This window comes from Escherichia sp. KTE31 (assembly GCF_000407925.1).
In the GTDB taxonomy this organism is placed as follows: domain Bacteria; phylum Pseudomonadota; class Gammaproteobacteria; order Enterobacterales; family Enterobacteriaceae; genus Escherichia; species Escherichia ruysiae.
Map to the genome: position 1 here is coordinate 1,039,395 of NZ_KE136722.1, position 21,865 is coordinate 1,061,259.

General features: G+C 50.1%; 17 protein-coding genes and 2 pseudogenes. 8 read left to right on the top strand and 11 right to left on the bottom strand.

The window, feature by feature from the left end; genetic code table 11:
- Positions 1-39 precede the first annotated feature (39 nt).
- The 3 genes and pseudogenes from lacZ to WES_RS22340 all read right to left on the bottom strand — a co-directional run.
- A complete protein-coding gene (lacZ, locus tag WES_RS15980) occupies positions 40-3,114 on the bottom strand; it encodes a beta-galactosidase (protein ID WP_016159220.1) in 3,075 nt (1,024 codons plus the stop codon).
- A 122-nt stretch (positions 3,115-3,236) separates the two neighbouring features.
- Entirely contained in the window at positions 3,237-4,319 is a 1,083-nt protein-coding gene (gene lacI, locus WES_RS15975) for a DNA-binding transcriptional repressor LacI (RefSeq protein ID WP_016159219.1), read from the bottom strand.
- Between the two features lie 36 nt (positions 4,320-4,355).
- Positions 4,356-4,457, bottom strand: a pseudogene (locus WES_RS22340) (GlxA family transcriptional regulator); the annotation flags it as partial.
- A 62-nt stretch (positions 4,458-4,519) separates the two neighbouring features.
- Here WES_RS22340 and WES_RS15970 point away from each other — a divergent pair.
- On the top strand, positions 4,520-5,059 hold the full coding sequence (locus tag WES_RS15970) for a DUF2058 domain-containing protein (RefSeq protein ID WP_016159218.1): 540 nt from the start codon (positions 4,520-4,522) through the stop codon (positions 5,057-5,059).
- A gap of 57 nt (positions 5,060-5,116) precedes the next feature.
- Here WES_RS15970 and frmA read toward each other — a convergent pair whose 3' ends face one another.
- The 6 genes from frmA to WES_RS15940 all read right to left on the bottom strand — a co-directional run bounded on the left by frmA (position 5,117) and on the right by WES_RS15940 (position 9,951).
- The gene (gene frmA / locus WES_RS15965; protein ID WP_000842099.1) at positions 5,117-6,226 is read right to left on the bottom strand and encodes an S-(hydroxymethyl)glutathione dehydrogenase; all 1,110 of its coding nucleotides are present in this window, start codon (positions 6,224-6,226) and stop codon (positions 5,117-5,119) included.
- Positions 6,227-6,260: 34 nt separating this feature from the next.
- Entirely contained in the window at positions 6,261-6,536 is a 276-nt protein-coding gene (gene frmR / locus WES_RS15960; protein ID WP_001141271.1) for a formaldehyde-responsive transcriptional repressor FrmR, read from the bottom strand.
- Positions 6,537-6,739: 203 nt separating this feature from the next.
- Positions 6,740-7,513, bottom strand: coding sequence for a YaiO family outer membrane beta-barrel protein (locus tag WES_RS15955; protein ID WP_000596110.1), 774 nt, complete (start codon positions 7,511-7,513; stop codon positions 6,740-6,742).
- Position 7,514: 1 nt separating this feature from the next.
- Positions 7,515-8,039, bottom strand: coding sequence for an LbetaH domain-containing protein (locus WES_RS15950; RefSeq protein ID WP_000582573.1), 525 nt, complete (start codon positions 8,037-8,039; stop codon positions 7,515-7,517).
- Positions 8,040-8,073: 34 nt separating this feature from the next.
- Positions 8,074-9,270 carry a glycosyltransferase family 2 protein gene (locus WES_RS15945; protein ID WP_016159217.1) on the bottom strand — a complete coding sequence of 399 codons (1,197 nt, stop codon included), beginning with the start codon at positions 9,268-9,270 and terminating at the stop codon, positions 8,074-8,076.
- 9 nt (positions 9,271-9,279) lie between these two features.
- Positions 9,280-9,951 carry a PIG-L deacetylase family protein gene (locus WES_RS15940; RefSeq protein ID WP_016159216.1) on the bottom strand — a complete coding sequence of 224 codons (672 nt, stop codon included), beginning with the start codon at positions 9,949-9,951 and terminating at the stop codon, positions 9,280-9,282.
- A 619-nt stretch (positions 9,952-10,570) separates the two neighbouring features.
- Here WES_RS15940 and tauA point away from each other — a divergent pair.
- The 4 genes and pseudogenes from tauA to tauD all read left to right on the top strand — a co-directional run bounded on the left by tauA (position 10,571) and on the right by tauD (position 13,984).
- Positions 10,571-11,532, top strand: a pseudogene (gene tauA, locus WES_RS0121050) (taurine ABC transporter substrate-binding protein).
- Positions 11,533-11,544: 12 nt separating this feature from the next.
- Positions 11,545-12,312 (top strand): taurine ABC transporter ATP-binding subunit, encoded by a 768-nt coding sequence (gene tauB / locus WES_RS15935; protein WP_000939389.1) that lies wholly within the window; start codon positions 11,545-11,547, stop codon positions 12,310-12,312.
- A complete protein-coding gene (tauC, locus tag WES_RS15930) occupies positions 12,309-13,136 on the top strand; it encodes a taurine ABC transporter permease TauC (RefSeq protein WP_000114853.1) in 828 nt (275 codons plus the stop codon). Before tauB ends, tauC begins: the two co-directional genes overlap by 4 nt.
- Positions 13,133-13,984: a taurine dioxygenase gene (gene tauD, locus WES_RS15925; protein ID WP_016159213.1), complete on the top strand. Its 852-nt coding sequence runs from the start codon at positions 13,133-13,135 to the stop codon at positions 13,982-13,984. The genes tauC and tauD overlap by 4 nt, the downstream gene beginning before the upstream one ends.
- A 40-nt stretch (positions 13,985-14,024) precedes the next feature.
- On the opposite strand, the gene hemB is transcribed toward tauD, so the two are convergent.
- Positions 14,025-14,999, bottom strand: a complete 975-nt coding sequence (gene hemB, locus WES_RS15920) for a porphobilinogen synthase (RefSeq protein ID WP_010352188.1) — start codon at positions 14,997-14,999, stop codon at positions 14,025-14,027.
- 526 nt (positions 15,000-15,525) lie between these two features.
- Between hemB and WES_RS15915 the strand changes: the two genes are divergently transcribed.
- Together WES_RS15915 and iprA are read left to right on the top strand one after the other, a co-directional pair.
- On the top strand, positions 15,526-18,414 hold the full coding sequence (locus WES_RS15915; protein WP_016159212.1) for an autotransporter outer membrane beta-barrel domain-containing protein: 2,889 nt from the start codon (positions 15,526-15,528) through the stop codon (positions 18,412-18,414).
- 85 nt (positions 18,415-18,499) lie between these two features.
- A complete protein-coding gene (iprA, locus tag WES_RS15910) occupies positions 18,500-19,123 on the top strand; it encodes a hydrogen peroxide resistance inhibitor IprA (RefSeq protein ID WP_010344702.1) in 624 nt (207 codons plus the stop codon).
- Here iprA and ampH read toward each other — a convergent pair whose 3' ends face one another.
- On the bottom strand, positions 19,124-20,281 hold the full coding sequence (ampH, locus tag WES_RS15905) for a D-alanyl-D-alanine-carboxypeptidase/endopeptidase AmpH (protein WP_000830753.1): 1,158 nt from the start codon (positions 20,279-20,281) through the stop codon (positions 19,124-19,126).
- Between the two features lie 351 nt (positions 20,282-20,632).
- Between ampH and sbmA the strand changes: the two genes are divergently transcribed.
- Positions 20,633-21,853: a peptide antibiotic transporter SbmA gene (sbmA, locus tag WES_RS15900; protein ID WP_000477001.1), complete on the top strand. Its 1,221-nt coding sequence runs from the start codon at positions 20,633-20,635 to the stop codon at positions 21,851-21,853.
- Positions 21,854-21,865: the final 12 nt, after the last annotated feature.

Below are 21,865 nucleotides of genomic sequence, written 5' to 3' on the forward strand. Positions count from 1 at the left end.
TACGCGAAATACGGGCAGACATGGCCTGCCCGGTTATTATTATTTTTGACGCCAGACTAACTGGTAATGGTAGCGACCGGCGCTCAGTTGGTATTCTGCCGAAACGGACGGGCTCCAGGAGTCGTCGCCACCAATCCCCATATGGAAACCGTCGATATTCAGCCAGCTGCCTTCTTCCGCGTGCAGCAGATGGCGATGACTGGTTTCCATCAGTTGTTGTTGGCTGTAGCGGCTGATATTGAACTGGAAGTTGCCGCGCCACTGGTGTGAGCCATAATTCAATTCGCGCGTCCCGCAGCGCAGACCGTTTTCGCTCGGGAAGACGTACGGCGTATACATGTCAGACAACGGCAGATCCCAGCGGTCAAAACAGGCCGCAGTAAGGCGGTCGGGATAGTTTTCTTGCGGCCCCAGCCCCAGCCAGTTAACCCGTTCTGCGACCTGTGCCAGTTGGCAGGTCAGGCCAATCCGCGCCGGATGCGGCGTATTGCTTGCCACTTCAACATCCACACTGATGGCCATTTCACCGAGTCCATCAATCCGGTAGGTTTTCCGGCTGATAAATAAAGTTTTCCCCTGATGCTGCCAGGCGTGGACAGTCGTAATCAGCACCGCGTCGGCAAGCAGATCTGCCGTGCACTGCAACAACACCGCTTCTGCCTGGTAATGTCCCGCTGCCTTCCAGCGTTCTACCCAGGCGTTCGGGTCAATACGCGTTGCTTCACTCACGCCAATGTCGTTATCCAGCGGCGCACGGGTGAACTGGTCGCGCAGCGGCGTCAGAAGTTGTTTTTCATCGCCAATCCACATCTGAGAAAGAAGGCCTGACTGGCGGTTAAATTGCCAACGCTTGTTATCCAGCGCGATACAAAAATCCGTTTCGCTGGTGGTCAGTTGCGGGGCGGAGTGGGGCGCAGAGGGGTGCGTCACACTGAGGTTTTCCGCCAGACGCCACTGTTGCCAGGCGCTGATGTGTCCGGCTTCTGACCATGCGGTCGCGTTCGGTTGCACTACGCGTACCGTGAGCCAGAGTTGTCCGGCGTTTTCCGGCTGTGGCAGTTCAGGCAATTCAATCAACTGTTTACCTTGCGGGGCGACATTCAGAGGCACTTCGCCACTTGCCAGTGGCTTGCCATCCAGCGCCACCGACCAGTGCAGGGTTTCGTTATCGCTATGACGGAACAGGTATTCGCTGGTCACTTCGATGGTTCGCCCGGATAAACGGAACTGGAAAAACTGCTGCTGGTGTTTTGCTTCCGTCAGCGCCGGATGTGGCGTGCGATCGGCAAAGACCAGACCGTTCATGCAGAACTGGCGATCGTTTGGCGTATCGCCAAAATCACCGCCGTAGGCCGACCACGGGTTGCCGTTTTCATCATATTTAATCAGTGACTGATCCACCCAGTCCCAGACGAAGCCACCCTGTAAACGAGGGTACTGACGAAACGCCTGCCAGTATTTGGCAAAGCCGCCGAGGCTGTTACCCATAGCGTGGGCGTATTCACAGAGGATCAGCGGGCGCAACTCACCTGGCAGCGAAAGCCATTTTTTGATTGACCATTTCGGTACTGCCGGGAAGGGTTGATCTTCATCCACGCGCGCGTACATCGGGCAAATAATATCGGTTGCAGAGGTGTCGGCTCCGCCGCCTTCATACTGCACCGGACGTGATGGATCGACAGATTTAATCCAGCGATACAGCGCGTCGTGATTAGCGCCGTGGCCTGATTCATTCCCCAGCGACCAGATAATCACGCTCGGGTGATTACGATCGCGCTGCACCATACGCGTTACGCGTTCGCTCATTGCTGGCAGCCACTGCGGATCATCTGTCAGGCGGTTCATTGGCACCATGCCGTGGGTTTCAATATTAGCTTCATCCACCACATACAGGCCGTAGCGGTCGCACAGCGTGTACCACAGCGGATGGTTCGGATAATGCGAACAGCGCACGGCGTTAAAGTTGTTTTGCTTCATCAGCAGGATATCCTGCACCATCGTCTGCTCATCCATGACCTGACCGTGCAGGGGATGATGCTCGTGACGGTTAACGCCGCGAATCAGCAACGGCTTACCGTTCAGCAGCAGCAGACCATTTTCAATCCGTACCTGGCGGAAGCCGACATCACAGGCTTCCGCTTCAATCAGCGCGCCGTCAGCGGTGTGCAGTTCAACCACCGCACGGTAAAGATTCGGGGTTTCTGCACTCCACAACGCCGGGTTTTCGACGTTCAGACGTAGCGTGACGCGATCGGCATAACCGCCACGCTCATCAATAATTTCGCCGCCGAGAGGCGCGGTGCCGCTGGCGACCTGCGTTTCCCCCTGCCACAAAGAAACCGTTATCCGCAGATCGTCGCGTAGTTCGCCACACATGTGGACTTCAGCGTCGAGAACAGCGCGGCTGAAATCGTCATTAAAGTGAGTAGCAACATGGAAATCGCTGATTTGCGTGGTTGGTTTGTACAGCAACGAGACGTCGCGGAAAATGCCACTCATCCGCCACATATCCTGATCTTCCAGATAACTGCCGTCACTCCAGCGCAACACCATCACCGCGAGGCGGTTTTCTCCGGCGCGTAAAAAGTCACTCAGATCAAATTCAGACGGCAAACGGCTGTCCTGCCCGTAACCGACCCAGCGTCCGTTGCACCACAAATGAAACGCTGAGTTAACCCCATCAAAAATAATCCGCGTCTGACCTTCCTGTAGCCAGCTTTCATCGACATTAAATGTGAGCGAGTAACATCCAGTCGGATTCTCTGCGGGAACACACGGCGGATTGACCGCAATGGGATAGGTCACGTTGGTGTAGATGGGCGCATCGTAACCGTGCATCTGCCAGTTTGAGGGGACGGGGACTGTATCGGCGTCAGGAAGATCGCACTCCAGCCAGCTTTCCGGCACAGCTTCGGGGGCGGGGAACCAGGCAAATTGCCATTTGCCATTCAGACTGTGCAACTGGCGGGAAGGGCGATTCTCGCGGGCTTCTTCACTATTTCGCCAGCTGGCAAAAGGAGGATGCGCCGCAAGGCGGTTGAGTTGGGTAACGCCAGGGTTTTCCCAGTCACGACGTTGTAATACGACGGACAGTGAATCCGTAATCATGGTCATTGCTGTATCCTGTGTGAAATTGTTATCCGCTCACAATTTCACGCAACATACGAGCCGGAAGCATAGAGTGTAAAGCCTGGGGTGCTTAATGAGTGAGCTGACTCACATTAATTGTGTTGCGCTCACTGCCCGGTTTCCAGCCGGGAAATTTGCCGTGCCAGCTGCATTAATGAATCCGCCAACGCGCGGGGAGAGGCAGTTTGCGTATTGGGTGGCAGGGTGGTTTTACGTATCACTAGTGATACGGGCAATAGCTGATTTCCCTTCACCGCCAGGCCCTGAGAGAGTTGCAGCAAGCGGTCCACGCTGGTTTGCCCCAGCAGGCGAAAATCCTGTTTAATGGTGGTTAACGGTGGGATATAACACGAGCTGTCTTCGGTATCGTCGTATCCCACTACCGAGATATCCGCGCCGACGCGTAGCCCGGACTCGGTAATGGCGCGCATTGCACCCAGCGCCATCTGATCGTTAGCAACCAGCATTGCGGTGGGAGTAATGCCCTCATTCAGCATCTGCATGGTTTGTTGAAAACCGGACATGGCGCTCCAGTCGCCCTCAAGCTCCGCTATTGGCTGTAGTTGATTGCAATCGAGATATTTGTGCCAGCCCGCCAGACGCAGACGCGCCGAGACAGAACTTAATGGACCCGCTAACAGCGCAATTTGCAGGTGACCCAACGCGACCAGATGCTCCACGCCGAGCCGTGCGCCGTCATCATGGGAAAAAATAATGCTGTTAATGGGGGATTTGTCGGAGACATCAAGAAACAAAACTGGCACGTGACCGCAGGCTGCCTCTACGGCGATGGCATTTTGTTCATCCAGGGGATAGTTGATGATCAGGCCGCTGACGCGTTGTGCGAGAAGATTATGAACCGCCGCTTTACAGGCTTCGACGCCACTGCGTTCCACCATTGATACCACTACGCTGGCACCGAGTTGATCGGCGCGGGATTTAATTGCCGCAACGATTTGTGAAGGTGCATGAAGCGCCAGGTTGGAAGTGGCAACGCCAATCAGCAACGACTGTTTGCCCGCCAGTTGCTGTGCCACGCGGTTGGGAATGTAATTCAGCTCCGCCATTGCCGCTTCCACTTTTTCCCGCGTTTTCGCAGAAACGTGGCTGGCCTGATTTACCACGCGGGAAACGGTCTGATAAGAGACTCCGGCATACTCGGCGACATCGTATAGTGTTACTGGTTTCACATTCACTACCCTGAATTGACTCTCTTCCGGGCGTTATCATGCCATACCACGGAAGGTTTTGCGCCACCCTGCAGGGCTGACACCAAAGTGAAATTTAAAATGCTGACGCCAGGTCACATGAGAGAGAAAGCCCACTTCGATACACTCACTGTATTTACAGGTATACTCGCAAAAATTATTCAGCGGGTTTGGAAATAAAGATGGCAAAACTTACCTTACAAGAGCAGTTGCTCAAAGCAGGATTAGTCACCAGCAAAAAAGCGGCGAAGGTCGAGAGAACGGCGAAAAAATCGCGCGTTCAGGCGCGTGAAGCTCGGGCGGCGGTAGAAGAAAATAAAAAGGCACAGCTTGAGCGTGATAAACAGCTTAGTGAACAACAAAAACAAGCGGCATTAGCGAAAGAATATAAAGCTCAGGTGAAGCAGCTTATTGAAATGAACCGTATCACGATTACCAATGGCGATATCGGTTTTAACTTCACCGACGGCAATCTGATTAAGAAAATTTTTGTCGATAAGCTCACGCAAACGCAGTTGATTAATGGCCGTCTGGCGATTGCCCGTTTGGTGATTGACGGTAATAGTGATGGTGAATACGCCATTATTCCGGCAAGCGTTGCCGACAAAATCGCCCAGCGTGATGCCAGCAGTATTGTGTTGCACAGTGCACTCAGCGCCGAAGAGCAGGATGAAGACGATCCGTATGCCGACTTTAAGGTGCCTGATGATTTGATGTGGTAATTATATGTCCGTCACCATCCGCGAACAGGATGGCGACGGCTTGTTACGTGCGGGATATTAATAACGAATGACGGTGCGAATGGATTTGCCTTCATGCATTAATTCAAAGGCGTCATTAATTTCATCCAGACTCATGGTATGCGTTACAAACGGCTCCAGGTCGATATTACCTTTCATCGCATCTTCAACCATACCCGGCAACTGGGAACGACCTTTCACGCCGCCAAATGCGGAACCTTTCCATACGCGACCGGTGACCAACTGGAATGGACGGGTTGAGATTTCCTGACCAGCGCCAGCCACACCAATGATTATCGACTGACCCCAGCCACGGTGAGCACTTTCCAGCGCCGCGCGCATCACATTGACGTTGCCGATGCACTCAAAGGTATGGTCGATACCCCATTTGTTGATATCCAGAAGGACATCTTTAATCGGTTTGTCGTAGTCATTCGGATTAATGCAGTCGGTGGCACCGAAGCGACGCGCCAGATCGAATTTCTTCGGGTTGGTATCGATAGCGATAATCCGTCCCGCTTTCGCCTGACGTGCGCCCTGAACCACTGCCAGACCAATAGCGCCAAGACCAAACACGGCAACAGAATCACCAGGCTGGACTTTAGCGGTGTTGTGCACTGCGCCAATACCGGTGGTAACGCCACAGCCCAGCAGGCAGACGTGTTCATGGTTTGCTTCTGGATTAATTTTGGCCAGTGAAACTTCCGCGACCACGGTATATTCACTGAAGGTGGAACAGCCCATGTAGTGATACAGCGGTTGCCCATTGTAAGAAAAACGTGTGGTGCCGTCTGGCATCAGGCCTTTGCCCTGGGTTTCGCGAACCGCGACGCAGAGGTTGGTTTTGCCAGAGCGACAGAATTCGCACTCGCCGCATTCTGCGGTGTAAAGCGGGATCACATGGTCGCCAGGTTTAACGCTGGTCACGCCTTCACCGACTTCAACCACAACGCCAGCCCCTTCGTGACCGAGAACGACCGGGAATACACCTTCCGGGTCATCGCCGGAGAGGGTAAATGCGTCGGTATGGCAGACGCCGGTATGAGTGACTTTTATCAGCACTTCACCTTTTTTCGGTGGTGCAACGTCAATTTCAACGATTTCCAGTGGTTTACCGGGTGCAAATGCAACGGCAGCACGTGATTTCATATTTCGCTTTTCCTCAATAGGGTAGTGGTTTCAGCTACTTAAGATAGGCTCGAACCAGTTCAATCGTGTCATCAACGGATTGGCTAACTTCGCGGCTGTAGCAGTCATTTCGGTCAAACGTTTCCCGGATATGGCTTTCAAGCACTTCTGCCATCAGCCCGTTAGCCGCGCCCCGAACGGCAGCGATCTGCTGGAGTATGGCACGGCATTCGGCATCACCCTCCAGTGACCGTTCCAGAGCATCAATCTGCCCCCGAATGCGACGAACTCGAGTAAGCACCTTTTTCTTCTCTTCCGGAGTACTGGGCATTTCGCACCTCATCTCATCTGCACGTAACATACTATAGGGGGGTATGCTATGTGTCAATGCATACCCCCCTATAGTATATAACACCGGAGAATAAAATTTATCCGATGAATGTGGGTGATGTCTGGAGGAAACGAAGAGGGAAGGAGAGTGTTTGGGCGCTAATCACGTGGGATTGCCGCCCGGATAGCAGGCGGCGGAAGGAATCAGAATTTCCAGGTCAGATTGGCAGCGAATTGCAGGCCGTTATAATCATCGGTTGGCGTGTCATACCATACTTTACCCGCCGTCAGCCCCAGATTAAGTTGCTCAGTCAACGGTTGAATACGTTGTAAACTGGCGCTCTTCATGCTGCCATGACGCGTCTCTGGCGACCAGTCGTAGGTGTAAGCTCCCGTCCCACGACTAAGCCAAAGTTGAGTATAACCGCCGCCGCGAGGGTCATTCAGACGCACGGAAATCATATTGCTGTAACTGCCGCCCGCATCGCTGGAGTCATAATGGGTATAGCGATAGCTGGTGATCACCGGGCCAGTGTAGAGCGATACGCCGCCTTGCCAGGCATCGACTTCAACATCATCGTAATATTTAGTGTAGCGATAACCGGTCGTGAACAGCGTTTTTGGCAGCAGGGCCAGGTTAATATCCTGACGAAAATCCTGGCGAGCAAAGACCGGCGTATTATCCGCAAAGGCAATCCCCGTGCGGGTTGTCAGCCAATTATTCCATTTGTACCAGACAGCACCCTGACCGCGTGTAGCATTGAAACGTTCAGTCTCATAATCACGACGCCCCTGGGAAAGATTAAAAAGCAGCGTTGCGTTTTCAACTTTTGCTACCAGTTCAGCATACGCTAAATTACGGTTGCCATGATCGCCAGAATAATCGGTAAAATCGTAGCCTGCGGTAATGGAAGTTAACCCGGCATAAGCGGGCAATGTGCTAAAGATTGCCGCTGCTAATAACGTCCGTTTTATCATTTTAATCTCCTGTACGGATAAGCTCTTGCCGGAGTGAATAATTTCCGGTAGGTAAATTGCGTTCTACAATAACGCGCGGGCCAAGTTGCGTGTTTGGCGAAATAATTCGTCCAGGTAAAATAATTACCTGCACGCCAAGACGTGAACGCTGACCAATATAACAACCTAATTTATCGCAGCCGGTAGCGATAATACCCTCTGGGGTGCGAACCGATACTGGCTGTTCATCCAGTCGATGATTACTGGTACGCACCTGTGCGCCCAAATATGCCTGGCTTGCAACAACAGAATCGGCAATAAAACATTGCGGTCCAATCATCGCTTCCGCTTCAATAACTGCATTTTTGATTTCAGTGGCAAAACCAATTTTTACGTCATTGTTGATTACCGTACCGGGGCGAATAAACGCATAATTACCTATCAGGCAGTTTGCACCAATCACTACCGGCCCTTGAATAACCACACCGTGGCAAATACGGGTATTGGCACCGATAACAACTTCACCGGCACTTTCATCAATAATCACCTGGTCAGCAATCTGAATATTTTTCTCTTTAACATTAAGCTTCAGATAGCTTTTCAGTTCCTGTGACAGAAGGTTGGGAATAAGCGGTTGGCGCTTCTACCAGTGCGGAATAACGGGTGGGTTTGTCGCGCTGAGGTTCGCGTCCAGTAAAAAAGGCAATAAGTCCATAAATAATCCAGATGGCATAAGCTAATAATACATACACAACGGAAAGTGGCGCTAAAGGCACCAACAACCAGCAACGATGAAACCAGGCGCTAAAAGCACCAATAACACAAACTACGCCGACCCAGATAAGCGGAAACATAGCCACTATTACGCCATGTGGCCCGGTGGTAATTAATTCATTAAACCAGGTGGTGAGATAAATCCCAACGCCATAGAGCACGACCAACAGCATAGGGAAAATACTGAAGATGCCGAAACGGCTAAATAAAAGCCTTTTATGCAGACGCATACATACCGCATAGCCCACAATCCAACGTCGCCAGCGACGCCACTCCTCGCGCGGGTTGTTGCATTCCTGAGGGTATACGATGCAGCGATTCGCCTGACGAATGCGGTAACCATTGGCGACCAACGTCCAGGTGAGGTCGAGATCTTCAACTTTGGTACGATCCGAGAAACCGAATTTACGCAATACATCGGTACGGAACATCCCGCAGGCACCGCTGATAATAAAGGGGGCGCCGCCCAAAAGCTGTTGTAGCGTGCGCTTCATAACGATCATCGGCAGTTTCACAGTAGCGCGAATATGTGGCAGCAAACCTGCGCCTTTTAATGCTGTGGAGGGAATGCCGCCTACGGCATCAGCACCACGCTCAATTTCCGCCAACATATAACCCATGCCGTTTTTATCTGGAGGGACGTAAGTATCGGCATCGCTTAAAAAAACCTGGTCACATGTGGCGTAGTTGAGGCCGTTCATTAGAGCGCCGCCTTTGCCGGTATTTTTTTGCGTAACGGCGACAAACCGATCGCCCCATTTGCGTTTCACTTCCGCCATTACCGCTTCGGTATTATCTGTGGAACCGTCGTTAACGCAAATTACCCGACAAAAATAAGGGTTGCGCAGCAGATTTTCCAGCGACTGTGCCAGACAAGGGCCTTCGTTATAGGCAGGAATAATTGCGTCAATACAACCTTTCTTTTGGCTGGGTTTACGCCTTAACGTACTCAAAAACCATAGCAATATTGCTACGGCCATAAATATAAAGATCCAGGTTTTCATTTAATCTACTCAAAGAATCATTTTATGAATAACAAAGCCTTCACCCAGATCGCTATTGACCTGTTGTCCGCGAAATTGTGCAACAGCACGTAAACGTTCATGACGCATATAATCACGTCGCTCCTGGCTTTTATGTTTTTTTAACGCTGCAAGTTTTACAGTAAAATATTCTTCTTTTACGGATTCAAAAACCTGGGGCATAAATGAAAGCCAGGTGCTTGGAGTTTCATAGCCGAGAATCTGTGGAATAGTACGGCAGGCAACCATTGATGCCTGATAAACTGCCAGATGATCCTGATGGCGGTCAGCATCATGCATGGTATATACCCGTATGATTTCTACATCAGCGGGAATTTGATTTTTAATAATATCTTCCAGGGAGGAAATCATATCATTGAGTTGCAGATGTGTACGGGTGTCTGAAAAATTAAGATGAATAGTTTGCTGACACCCCAACATCTTTAATGCTTCGCGAGATTCTTCATGACGATCGATGATTTCGCTTACACCCGAATCGCCAGCAGTCATGACAACGGCGGTGATATAAAATCCTTTCTGCGCAAGACGAGCAAGCGATGCGCCACAACCTAATTCAATATCGTCAGGATGTGCGCCAATCGCAAGGATACCTTTCCTCTTTTCTGCTGAAGAATGCAACGCAGAATTTAAAACCTTATCCAATTCATGACACTCCATTGTAATTATTATGCTGAAAGCGCGACGAATGCAGAGCGGCAACCCTCTGCAACATACTCAGATGTTAAAAATGACACGCGGTAAAAAAGAATAATCCTGAGAACAGGTCAATTAATGCCCGGAGGGCCGTAAGCGGTATAAGTTTGATTTGTGTGTATCATATGTTAAGTGTTTGTGTGTTTTGTGAATGTGATTATATTTTTTATATATTGTATTTAGATGTGATTTAGTTTGTCAATTAATTGCATTTAAAAAATATCTTTTATCAACCATTACTTTTTATATTCGTTTTATGAATGGATTGGTATGACGAAGAGGTTTTAAAGGTTGCATCATATGAAATCAGAATAATATATCTATTTATTATTGGTTGACTGGTTGGTGGAGTGGTGAAATAAATTTTTATCGTTTGAATTTTTATTCGTATATAAAAAGAAATGTGGCATTTCTTTGTAGGTAAACGATTGATAAATGCATAACTCATCTATCTTTTGCCGTTTTTTTGCTAAGAATAAAAACATATTGTCCATAATGATTAATTCTTTTATCAAATTATTTTCTCCGCGAATACTGCTCCCATAACAAGACAGGGGAGCAGACAATCATGGCAATTTCATCGCGTAACACACTCCTTGCCGCACTGGCATTCATCGCTTTTCAGGCGCAGGCGGTGAACGTCACCGTTGCGTATCAAACCTCCGCCGAACCGGCGAAAGTGGCTCAGGCTGATAATACCTTTGCCAAAGAGAGCGGGGCGACCGTGGACTGGCGTAAGTTTGACAGCGGGGCCAGTATCGTGCGGGCGCTGGCTTCTGGCGACGTGCAAATCGGTAATCTTGGCTCCAGCCCGTTAGCGGTCGCTGCCAGTCAGCAGGGCCGATTGAAGTCTTTTTGCTGGCGTCAAAATTGGGTAACTCCGAGGCGCTGGTAGTTAAGAAAAACATCAGTAAACCCGAAGATCTCATTGGTAAGCGCATCGCCGTGCCGTTTATCTCCACCACTCACTACAGCCTGCTGGCGGCGCTGAAACACTGGGGCATTAAACCCGGACAAGTGGAGATTGTGAACCTGCAACCGCCAGCAATTATCGCCGCCTGGCAACGGGGAGATATTGATGGTGCTTATGTGTGGGCGCCGGCGGTAAATGCGCTGGAAAAAGACGGCAAGGTGCTGACAGACTCTGAACAGGTCGGGCAGTGGGGCGCACCGACGCTGGATGTTTGGGTGGTGCGAAAAGATTTTGCTGAGAAACATCCTGAGGTGGTGAAAGCGTTCGCTAAAAGCGCCATCGATGCCCAGCAACCGTACATTGCGAATCCGGACGCGTGGCTGAAACAGCCGGAAAACATCAGCAAACTGGCGCGCTTGAGCGGCGTACCGGAAGGTGACGTACCGGGGCTGGTCAAGGGAAATACCTATCTGACGCCGCAGCAGCAAACGGCAGAACTGACCGGAGCGGTGAACAAAGCGATCATCGATACCGCGCAGTTTTTGAAAGAGCAGGGCAAAGTTCCCGCCGTGGCGAATGATTACAGCCAGTACGTTACCTCGCGCTTCGTGCAATAAAAGGAGGCGCAGATGCTGCAAATTTCTCATCTCTATGCCGATTATGGCGGTAAACCGGCGCTGGAAGATATCAACCTGACGCTGGAAAGTGGCGAACTGTTGGTGGTGCTGGGACCGTCTGGCTGCGGCAAAACCACCTTGCTGAATCTGATTGCTGGTTTTGTGCCTTACCAGTACGGCAGCATTCAACTGGCGGGCAAGCGCATTGAGGGGCCGGGTGCAGAGCGCGGGGTGGTTTTTCAGAATGAAGGGCTGCTGCCGTGGCGTAATGTGCAGGATAACGTGGCGTTCGGCCTGCAACTGGCGGGGATGGAGAAAACGCAACGTCTGGAAATCGCTTACCAGATGCTGAAAAAAGTCGGCCTGGAAGGGGCAGAAAAACGCTACATCTGGCAGCTTTCTGGCGGTCAGCGTCAGCGGGTAGGGATTGCCCGTGCGCTGGCGGCTAATCCCCGGATGTTATTACTCGACGAACCGTTTGGCGCGCTGGACGCCTTCACCCGGGACCAGATGCAAATACTGCTACTGAAACTCTGGCAGGAGACAGGCAAGCAGGTGTTGTTGATTACCCATGATATAGAAGAAGCGGTGTTTATGGCGACCGAACTGGTTCTGCTTTCACCGGGGCCGGGTCGTGTGCTGGAACGTCTGCCGCTCAACTATGCCCGCCGCTTTGTTGCGGGTGAGTCGAGCCGCAGCATCAAGTCCGATCCACAATTCATCGCCATGCGCGAATATGTTTTAAGCCGCGTATTTGAGCAACGAGAGGCGTTCTCATGAGTGTGCTTCTTAACGAAAAACTGCATTCGCATCGGCTGAAATGGCGCTGGCCGCTCTCGCGTCAGGTGACTTTAAGCATTGGCACGTTAGCGGTTTTACTGACTGTATGGTGGGCAGTAGCTGCGCTGCAACTGATTAGCCCGCTGTTTTTGCCGCCGCCGCAACAGGTACTGGCAAAACTGCTCACCATTGCCGGAACGCAAGGATTTATGGACGCCACGCTGTGGCAGCATCTGGCAGCCAGCCTGACGCGCATTTTGCTGGCGCTACTTGCGGCGGTGTTGATCGGTATTCCGGTTGGGATCGCCATGGGGCTAAGCCCGACGGTGCGCGGCATTCTGGATCCGGTAATTGAACTGTATCGCCCGGTGCCGCCGCTGGCCTATTTGCCGCTGATGGTGATCTGGTTTGGTATTGGTGAAACTTCGAAGATCTTACTGATCTATTTAGCGATTTTTGCACCGGTGGCGATGTCGGCGCTGGCGGGGGTGAAAAGCGCGCAGCAGGTTCGCATTCGTGCCGCCCAGTCGCTGGGTGCCAGCCGTGTGCAGGTGCTGTGGTTTGTTATTTTGCCCGGCGCACTGCCGGAAATCCTCACCGGATTACGCATTGGTCTGGGTGTGGGCTGGTCTACGCTGGTGGCGGCGGAGCTGATTGCCGCGACGCGAGGCTTAGGTTTTATGGTTCAGTCAGCGGGTGAGTTTCTCGCAACTGACGTGGTGCTGGCGGGGATCGCGGTGATTGCGATTATCGCCTTTCTTTTAGAACTGGGTCTGCGTGCGTTACAGCGCCGCCTGACGCCCTGGCATGGAGAAGTACAATGAGTGAACGTCTGAGCATTACCCCGCTGGGGCCGTATATCGGCGCACAAATTTCGGGTGCCGACCTGACGCGTCCGTTAAGTGATAATCAGTTTGAACAGCTTTACCATGCGGTGTTGCGCCATCAGGTGGTGTTTCTGCGTGAACAAGCCATTTCGCCACAGCAGCAACGCGCGCTGGCCCAGCGTTTTGGCGCGCTGCATATTCATCCTGTTTACCCTCATGCCGAAGGCGTTGATGAGATTATCGTACTTGATACCCATAACGATAATCCGCCGGATAACGACAACTGGCACACCGATGTGACATTTATTGAGACGCCGCCAGCGGGAGCGATTCTGGCAGCGAAAGAGTTGCCCTCGACCGGTGGCGATACGCTATGGACCAGTGGTATTGCGGCGTATGAGGCGCTCTCTGTTCCCTTCCGTCAGCTGTTGAGCGGGCTGCGCGCGGAGCATGATTTCCGTAAATCGTTCCCGGAATACAAATACCGCAAAACAGAGGAGGAACATCAACGCTGGCGCGAGGCGGCAGCGAAAAATCCTCCTTTACTACATCCGGTGGTGCGAACGCATCCGGTGAGCGGTAAACAGGCGCTGTTTGTTAATGAAGGATTTACCACGCGAATTGTCGATGTCAGTGAGAAAGAGAGCGAAGCCTTGCTAGGCTTTTTATTTACTCATATCACCAAACCGGAGTTTCAGGTGCGCTGGCGCTGGCAGCCAAATGATATCGCGATTTGGGATAACCGCGTAACCCAGCACTATGCCAATGCCGATTACCTGCCACAGCGGCGGATAATGCATCGAGCGACGATCCTCGGGGATAAACCGTTTTATCGGGCGGGGTAATGGGAAAATGCCGGGTAGGGATAACCCGGCATAATGATCATTAACGCAGAATTTTCTTCTCAGCCAGATCCAGCGCAAAGTAGCTGAAAATCAGATCCGCCCCCGCGCGCTTAATCGAACCTAAGCTTTCGAGCACCACTTTCTCTTCATCTATAGCACCCGCCAGCGCGGCGAACTTAATCATCGCGTACTCACCACTCACCTGATACGCACCAATCGGCAATTCAGTACGTTCACGCAGCTCACGCACGATGTCGAGGTACGCTCCGGCAGGTTTAACCATCAGGCAATCTGCGCCCTGAGTTTCATCCAGCAGCGATTCACGAATCGCCTCACGACGGTTCATTGGGTTCATCTGATAACTTTTGCGGTCACCTTTTAATGCGCTTCCCGCAGCTTCACGAAACGGACCATAAAAGGAGGAAGCGAACTTGGTCGAATAAGACATGATCGCCGTATCTTTAAAGCCCGCAGCGTCCAGCGCCTGGCGAATCGCCTGCACCTGACCATCCATTGCGGCGGAAGGTGCGATGAAGTCTGCGCCCGCAGCAGCAGCAACCACCGCTTGTTTGCCTAAATTTTCGAGGGTCGCGTCGTTATCGACGCCGTGCTCGCACAGCACGCCGCAGTGACCGTGAGAAGTGTATTCACAGAAACAGGTGTCTGACATAACGATCATTTCAGGCACGGTCTGCTTGCAAATGCGTGACATACGCGCCACCAGACCATCTTCCCGCCAGGCATCGCTGCCCGTTTCATCGGTATGGTGAGAGATGCCGAAAGTCATTACTGACCGAATACCGGCGTTGGCGATACGTTCGATTTCGCGCGCCAGATGTTTCTCTGGAATACGCATTACGCCCGGCATAGCTTCAACGGCTTTGTAGTCGTCGATTTCTTCTTCAACAAAGATCGGCAACACCAGGTCGTTAAGGCTAAGTGTTGTCTCTTCAAACATAGCGCGCAGCGCAGGAGATTTGCGCAGGCGACGAGGGCGTTGGATTAAGTCTGTCATGGTCTGCCTGATGTTTGTGGAATCGAGGGACATAGTATACCTGAAGCAGAGTGTGGGTGTTTTACGAAAGTTGTCGCGATGTTGACAAGAAGAGAATGAAAGACCGGCCTGGACATCTTTTTAATAGAAATAGCAATATTTTTATATTCACTGAAAATATTTTTAATTTTTATTAATTCTCCCTGATTATTGTTTTTAGTCGTTTGGATATGCTGTCAAAAATAGGATGGTTAAAAGTTCATTGTTTATAAATACATTATTTGTCTAATTTGCTGGTGTAATATTTGTAGAGTATATGATTTTGAAATTAATGCGGTCATTAACAGATTGAAATGACAGGTTTTTATCTATTTTTGTGATCTGTGCTTACACGTGATTTATATATGTCCGCATTCGGACTTAGGGGAAAGAATAATTGAACCATTCATCTGTAACGCCGCATAATCGTAAACGCGAAACATAATATGTTTTCTATGCATTGATAATTGATGGATCAACTTATTACGTCCCTGAGGAGGGATGACAAATGCACTCCTGGAAAAAGAAACTTGTAGTATCACAATTAGCATTGGCTTGCACTCTGGCTATCACCTCTCAGGCTAATGCAGCTACTTATAATACCTTCGGGTATCATGATGACTCAACCACTCTGTTCAATTGGGGTGACAATACTTTAGTTGATCATGACTATCTGACTTATGGTGGTTATGTATACGACCACGCAGCTGATGGATACTTTGATACAACCTTTAACGGAGATACTGTTAACGGTGTAATTTCTACTTATTACCTGAATCACGATTATGGTACAGATACTGGTAATACATTGAACATCAGCAACTCAATTGTTCATGGTATGGTTACATCTGACCAAATTGGTTACGGTGATTACCATTGGAGCAACGGTAGCGATTACACCGGCCACGATTGGGTAGATGGTGACATCTTCACTCTGAACATCGCTAAGTCTACTATTGACGACGATTTTGACGCATTCTACTTCACTGATACTTATCTGGATGCAGACGGTAAAACAGCGAAGACAGATTATGATCGTCTGGTAACTGCTGGACTTGGTACTGCCGTTACTCTGGATGTTGAAAGTAACATCAATATCAGCAACAACTCCCATGTTGCAGGTATTACTCTGGTTCAAAACGATCTGGGTAATGCGACTTACAACACCGAAGGACATCAGTGGGACAACAACATCGTTGTTAATGATTCTACTGTAACTTCAGGGTCCTGGACTGAAGACGAGCAATCAGATCGTGGTCATTTCGGCAACTCTGTTGAACCAAGTGACTACGCTAATGGCGCATCTGCTGCTGATGATGTTGCATTAGCCTTTATCGATGATGAGACCTCTGATTATCGTATGGTCAACAACGTTACTTTCAACAACTCCCAGTTACTGGGCGATGTTGTATTTGACAGCACCTGGAACGCAAACTTTGATGCGACGGGGCACTTGGTTGACAACTCTACCTCCGTTTACACTCACGGCGGTTGGGCTACTGACGATCAGAACGTCGATCACTTGAACCTGACTCTGAATAACACCAAATGGGTTGGTTCAGCGAATATTGATTATGACGTTGTTGTTGCTGACGAAGCTTTCTACGACGTAGCACCGAATAGCCTGAACCCGTACGCTTCTTACTCTGAAGATGGCTGGAACCGTGTTGATAACGCTAATGCATTCCAGAGTGGCGTATTCGACGTTGTTCTGAACAACGGTTCTGATTGGGAAACCACCAAAACTTCCCTGATCGATACCCTGGCTATCAACAGCGGCTCTCAGGTTAACGTGAGTGCAGATTCTTCCCTGACTTCTGACACCATCACCCTGAACGGTGGTTCTTCAATGGAAGTTAACGGTGAAGTTAACACCGATCACCTGACCATTGATACCTTCTCTACCGTTAACTTCGGTGAAGATACTGCTTCAGCCTGGACATCAGCACCGCTGTATGCCAACACCATTACCGTTACTAACGGTGGTGTGCTGGATGTAAACACCAACATGAATGACATCTCCAGCGTATTTGCGACTGATACTCTGGAACTGACCAGCGGCAACGTTAACGATAACAACGGCAACGTTTATGCAGGTGTGTTCGATATTCATAGCAATGACTACATCCTGAATGCAGACCTCGTCAACGATCGTACCAACGACACCAGCAAAGCTAACTACGGCTATGGTGTGATTGCGATGAAATCTGATGGTCACCTGACTGTTAATGGCAACAACGACATTAACAACGGCGACGAAGTTGACAACAGCTCTGTTGACAACGTAGTTGCTGCAACCGGTAACTACAAAGTTCGTATCGACAACTCAACTGGCGCTGGCGCGATTGCTGATTACGCAGGTAAGCAGCTCATCTATATCGATGATACCAACACCAACGCTACCTTCTCTGCTGCTAACAAAGCTGACCTGGGTGCATACACCTATCAGGCTGAGCAGCGTGGTAACACCGTTGTTCTGCAACAGATGGAGCTGACCGACTACGCTAACATGGCGCTGAGCATCCCGTCTGCGAACACCAATATCTGGAACCTGGAACAAGACACCGTTGGTACTCGTCTGACCAACTCTCGTCATGGCCTGGCTGATAACGGCGGCGCATGGGTAAGCTACTTCGGTGGTAACTTCAACGGCGACAACGGCACCATCAACTATGATCAGGATGTTAACGGCATCATGGTCGGTGTTGATACCAAAATTGATGGTAACAACGCTAAGTGGATCGTCGGTGCGGCTGCTGGCTTCGGTAAAGGCGACATGAATGACCGTTCTGGTCAGGTGGATCAAGACAGCCAGTCTGCCTACATCTACTCTTCTGCTCGCTTCGCGAACAACATCTTTGTTGATGGTAGCCTGAGCTACTCTCACTTCAACAACGATCTGTCTGCAACCATGAGCAACGGTACTTACGTTGACGGTAGCACCAACTCCGACGCATGGGGCTTTGCTTTGAAAGCCGGTTACGACTTCAAACTGGGTGATGCTGGTTACGTGACTCCTTACGGCAGCGTTTCTGGTCTGTTCCAGTCTGGTGATGACTACCAGCTGAGCAACGACATGAAAGTTGACGGTCAGTCTTACGACAGTATGCGTTATGAACTGGGGGTAGATGCAGGTTATACCTTCACCTACAGCGAAGACCAGGCTCTGACTCCGTACTTCAAACTGGCTTACGTCTACGACGACTCTAACAACGATAACGATGTGAACGGCGATTCCATTGATAACGGTACTGAAGGGTCTGCGGTACGTGTTGGTCTGGGTACTCAGTTCAGCTTCACCAAAAACTTCAGCGCCTATACCGATGCTAACTACCTCGGTGGTGGTGACGTAGATCAAGACTGGTCCGCGAACGTGGGTGTTAAATATACCTGGTAATATTCTTCACTCCGAAGAAATAGGTAATTTAATCTAAATAATGCCCGTCAAGGATTTGACGGGCATTACTGCAAAGGACGCGCAAATGTTATCTGTAGTTAAACCTCTTCAGGAATTTGGTAAGCTCGATAAATGTTTGTCCAGATACGGCACGCGCTTCGAGTTTAATAATGAAAAGCAAGTTATATTTTCAAGTGACGTTAATAGTGAAGATACATTCGTTATTTTAGAAGGTGTTATCTCTCTGCGTAGAGAAGAAAATGTGCTTATCGGTATTACCCAGGCTCCTTTTATTATGGGACTGGCTGATGGTTTAATGAAAAACGATATACCATACAAATTAATATCAGAAGGAAACTGTACGGGATATCATCTGCCTGCCAAACAAACCATTTCTCTGATTGAACAACATCAACTCTGGCGTGACGCTTTTTACTGGTTAGCATGGCAAAATCGAATTCTGGAATTACGCGATGTTCAGCTTATTGGACATAATTCTTACGAACAAATTCGCGCCACTTTATTATCAATGATTGACTGGAATGACGAATTACGCGCACGTATTGGTGTGATGAATTATATCCATCAACGTACACGCATATCACGTTCCGTCGTCGCAGAAGTTCTCGCGGCTTTGCGCAAAGGCGGTTATATCGAAATGAATAAAGGCAAACTGGTCGCTATCAACCGTTTGCCTTCAGAGTATTAATCAGGACGCGGGGATGACCAGCGGTTTATTCCCGCTCAGTTCGGTTACCAGATCATTGATACCATCGCTCATGTTTTTAAAGCGAGTCAATGGCGAGCGAGTGACGACCACAAAAGCACCAATATTTTTTTGCGGGATCATCGCCATATAGGTAATGAATCCGCCGCCGCCGCCAGTTTTCTGAATAATTCCCGGACGCCCATCTTTCGGCGCCATATATACCCAGCCTAAACCGAGCGCATCCGCTCTGCCAGGTACATCCATGCCGATCACTTTCGTAAACTGCGCGCGTTGATAAATCAGCGTCTGCATACGATCCGCCTGGTTGCTGCGTTGATAAAAATCAGACGACAAATACTGCTGCATCCAGCGCATCATATCGCCAGGTGTGGAATAGACGCCGCCGCTACCGATTGCCGCCAGCGTGTTATTGCACGGACTGGCACCGCGCTCGGCAACCATTAAACGTCGGCACTGATCCGGCGATGGCGTGTAGGTGGTGTCTTTCATCCCCAACGGACGAGTGATCTGCTCTTCAAATAACTGCGTATAAGGCTTGCCAGACGCATTCGCCAGCGCATCCGCCAGCAGATCGAACGCAAGGTTAGAGTATGCAGCCTGGCTGCCTGGCGCGGCTTTTAGCTTCGCCGTAGAAAGGTATTTCCAGCGTTGTTCGCGCGTTGGCCAGACAAATACCGGACGATTTGCTGCACCGCCAGGCTGTTCACGCGGCAGGGCGCTGGTATGGGTTGCCAGATTCACTAGCGTAATGGGCTTTCCATTGTAGGTCGGTACTCGTGTGCCTGGTGGAGCATATTTACTTAACGGGTCGTTTAACTTCACCGTGCCTTGATCGAGCAGCTTAACCAGCATTTCACTGGTCATCAGTTTAGTGAGGGACGCAATTCGCACCACAGAGTCTAATTGTGGGCGAACGTTATTACCGGGACGCGTTTCCCCATAACTGCGAAAGACGCGCTGATTACCGTCAATAACGACCAGTGCCATCCCCGTGGCACCGCTGCCGTAAAAAATATGATCGGCATAGCGATCGACAATATCAGAGGCGAACTCCGGTTCGGTGATCGGCTGCGCCGCATGGACGGAGGTCAATGACGCCGCACACAGCACGGCAGAAAAAAGCAGACTACGTTTCAACGGTGGTGTCCATAAATTAAATGAAGGTAACTGAGCGTATTTATACTACTCATAGATGGATTGCAAAGGGCGAATTAGTGCAATAATAGTGCTAAAAACGTAACGGCGCGTAAACACGATCTTTTTCCTGAGCACCAATGCCTGCATTTGTGATCCTGCGCGTGTGAATCTGCTAATGTAAACAATCCTTTGTTTGTGAAATCCGTCGAAACAATTCTTACGGTCAGCATGACGAACTAAGTACCTTGCCGTTGGTCACAATGGGCGGTTTCATTTAGCTGGCTCCTTGGAGCAATCATGCGGTTAATGCACAGCAGTTGTTAAAACGATAAGAAGTTAGCAGGAGAGCATATGTTTAAGTCTTTTTTCCCAAAGCCGGGAGCCTTTTTTCTCTCGGCCTTTATTTGGGCACTGATTGCCGTGATCTTCTGGCAAGCCGGTGGTGGTGATTGGGTGGCACGTATTGCCGGAGCTTCTGGGCAGATCCCGATTAGCGCCGCACGTTTCTGGTCGTTAGACTTCCTGGTTTTTTACGCTTACTACATTGTTTGTGTAGGACTTTTTGCGCTGTTCTGGTTTATCTACAGTCCGCATCGTTGGCAATACTGGTCAATACTCGGCACTGCGCTGATTATCTTCGTTACCTGGTTTTTGGTGGAAGTTGGGGTTGCCGTCAACGCCTGGTATGCGCCGTTCTATGACCTGATTCAAACTGCGCTAAGTTCACCGCATAAAGTCACCATCGAACAATTTTATCGCGAAGTGGGCGTCTTTCTGGGAATCGCGCTGATTGCTGTGGTGATCAGTGTGCTGAACAACTTCTTTGTCAGCCATTACGTGTTTCGCTGGCGTACGGCGATGAACGAATACTACATGGCGAACTGGCAACAACTGCGTCATATCGAAGGTGCCGCCCAGCGTGTGCAGGAAGACACTATGCGTTTTGCCTCAACGCTGGAGAATATGGGTGTCAGTTTTATTAACGCTATCATGACGTTAATCGCTTTCTTACCGGTACTGGTGACGCTCTCCGCACATGTACCGGAATTGCCGATTATCGGGCATATTCCATATGGTCTGGTGATTGCTGCCATCGTCTGGTCGTTGATGGGAACCGGATTGCTGGCAGTTGTTGGTATCAAACTGCCGGGGCTGGAGTTTAAAAACCAGCGTGTAGAAGCGGCTTATCGTAAAGAGTTGGTCTACGGTGAAGATGATGCATCGCGCGCGACGCCGCCAACGGTCCGTGAGTTGTTCAGCGCCGTGCGGAAAAACTATTTCCGCCTCTATTTTCACTATATGTATTTCAACATCGCCCGCATCCTCTATTTGCAGGTTGATAACGTTTTCGGTTTGTTCCTGCTGTTTCCGTCGATTGTTGCCGGTACGATTACGCTCGGACTGATGACGCAAATTACCAACGTTTTCGGTCAGGTTCGTGGTGCTTTCCAGTATCTGATTAACTCGTGGACTACGCTGGTTGAGCTGATGTCTATCTACAAACGTCTGCGTAGCTTTGAACATGAGCTGGATAGTGACAAAATTCAGGAAGTAACCCATACGTTGAGTTAAAAAGGAGAGGTA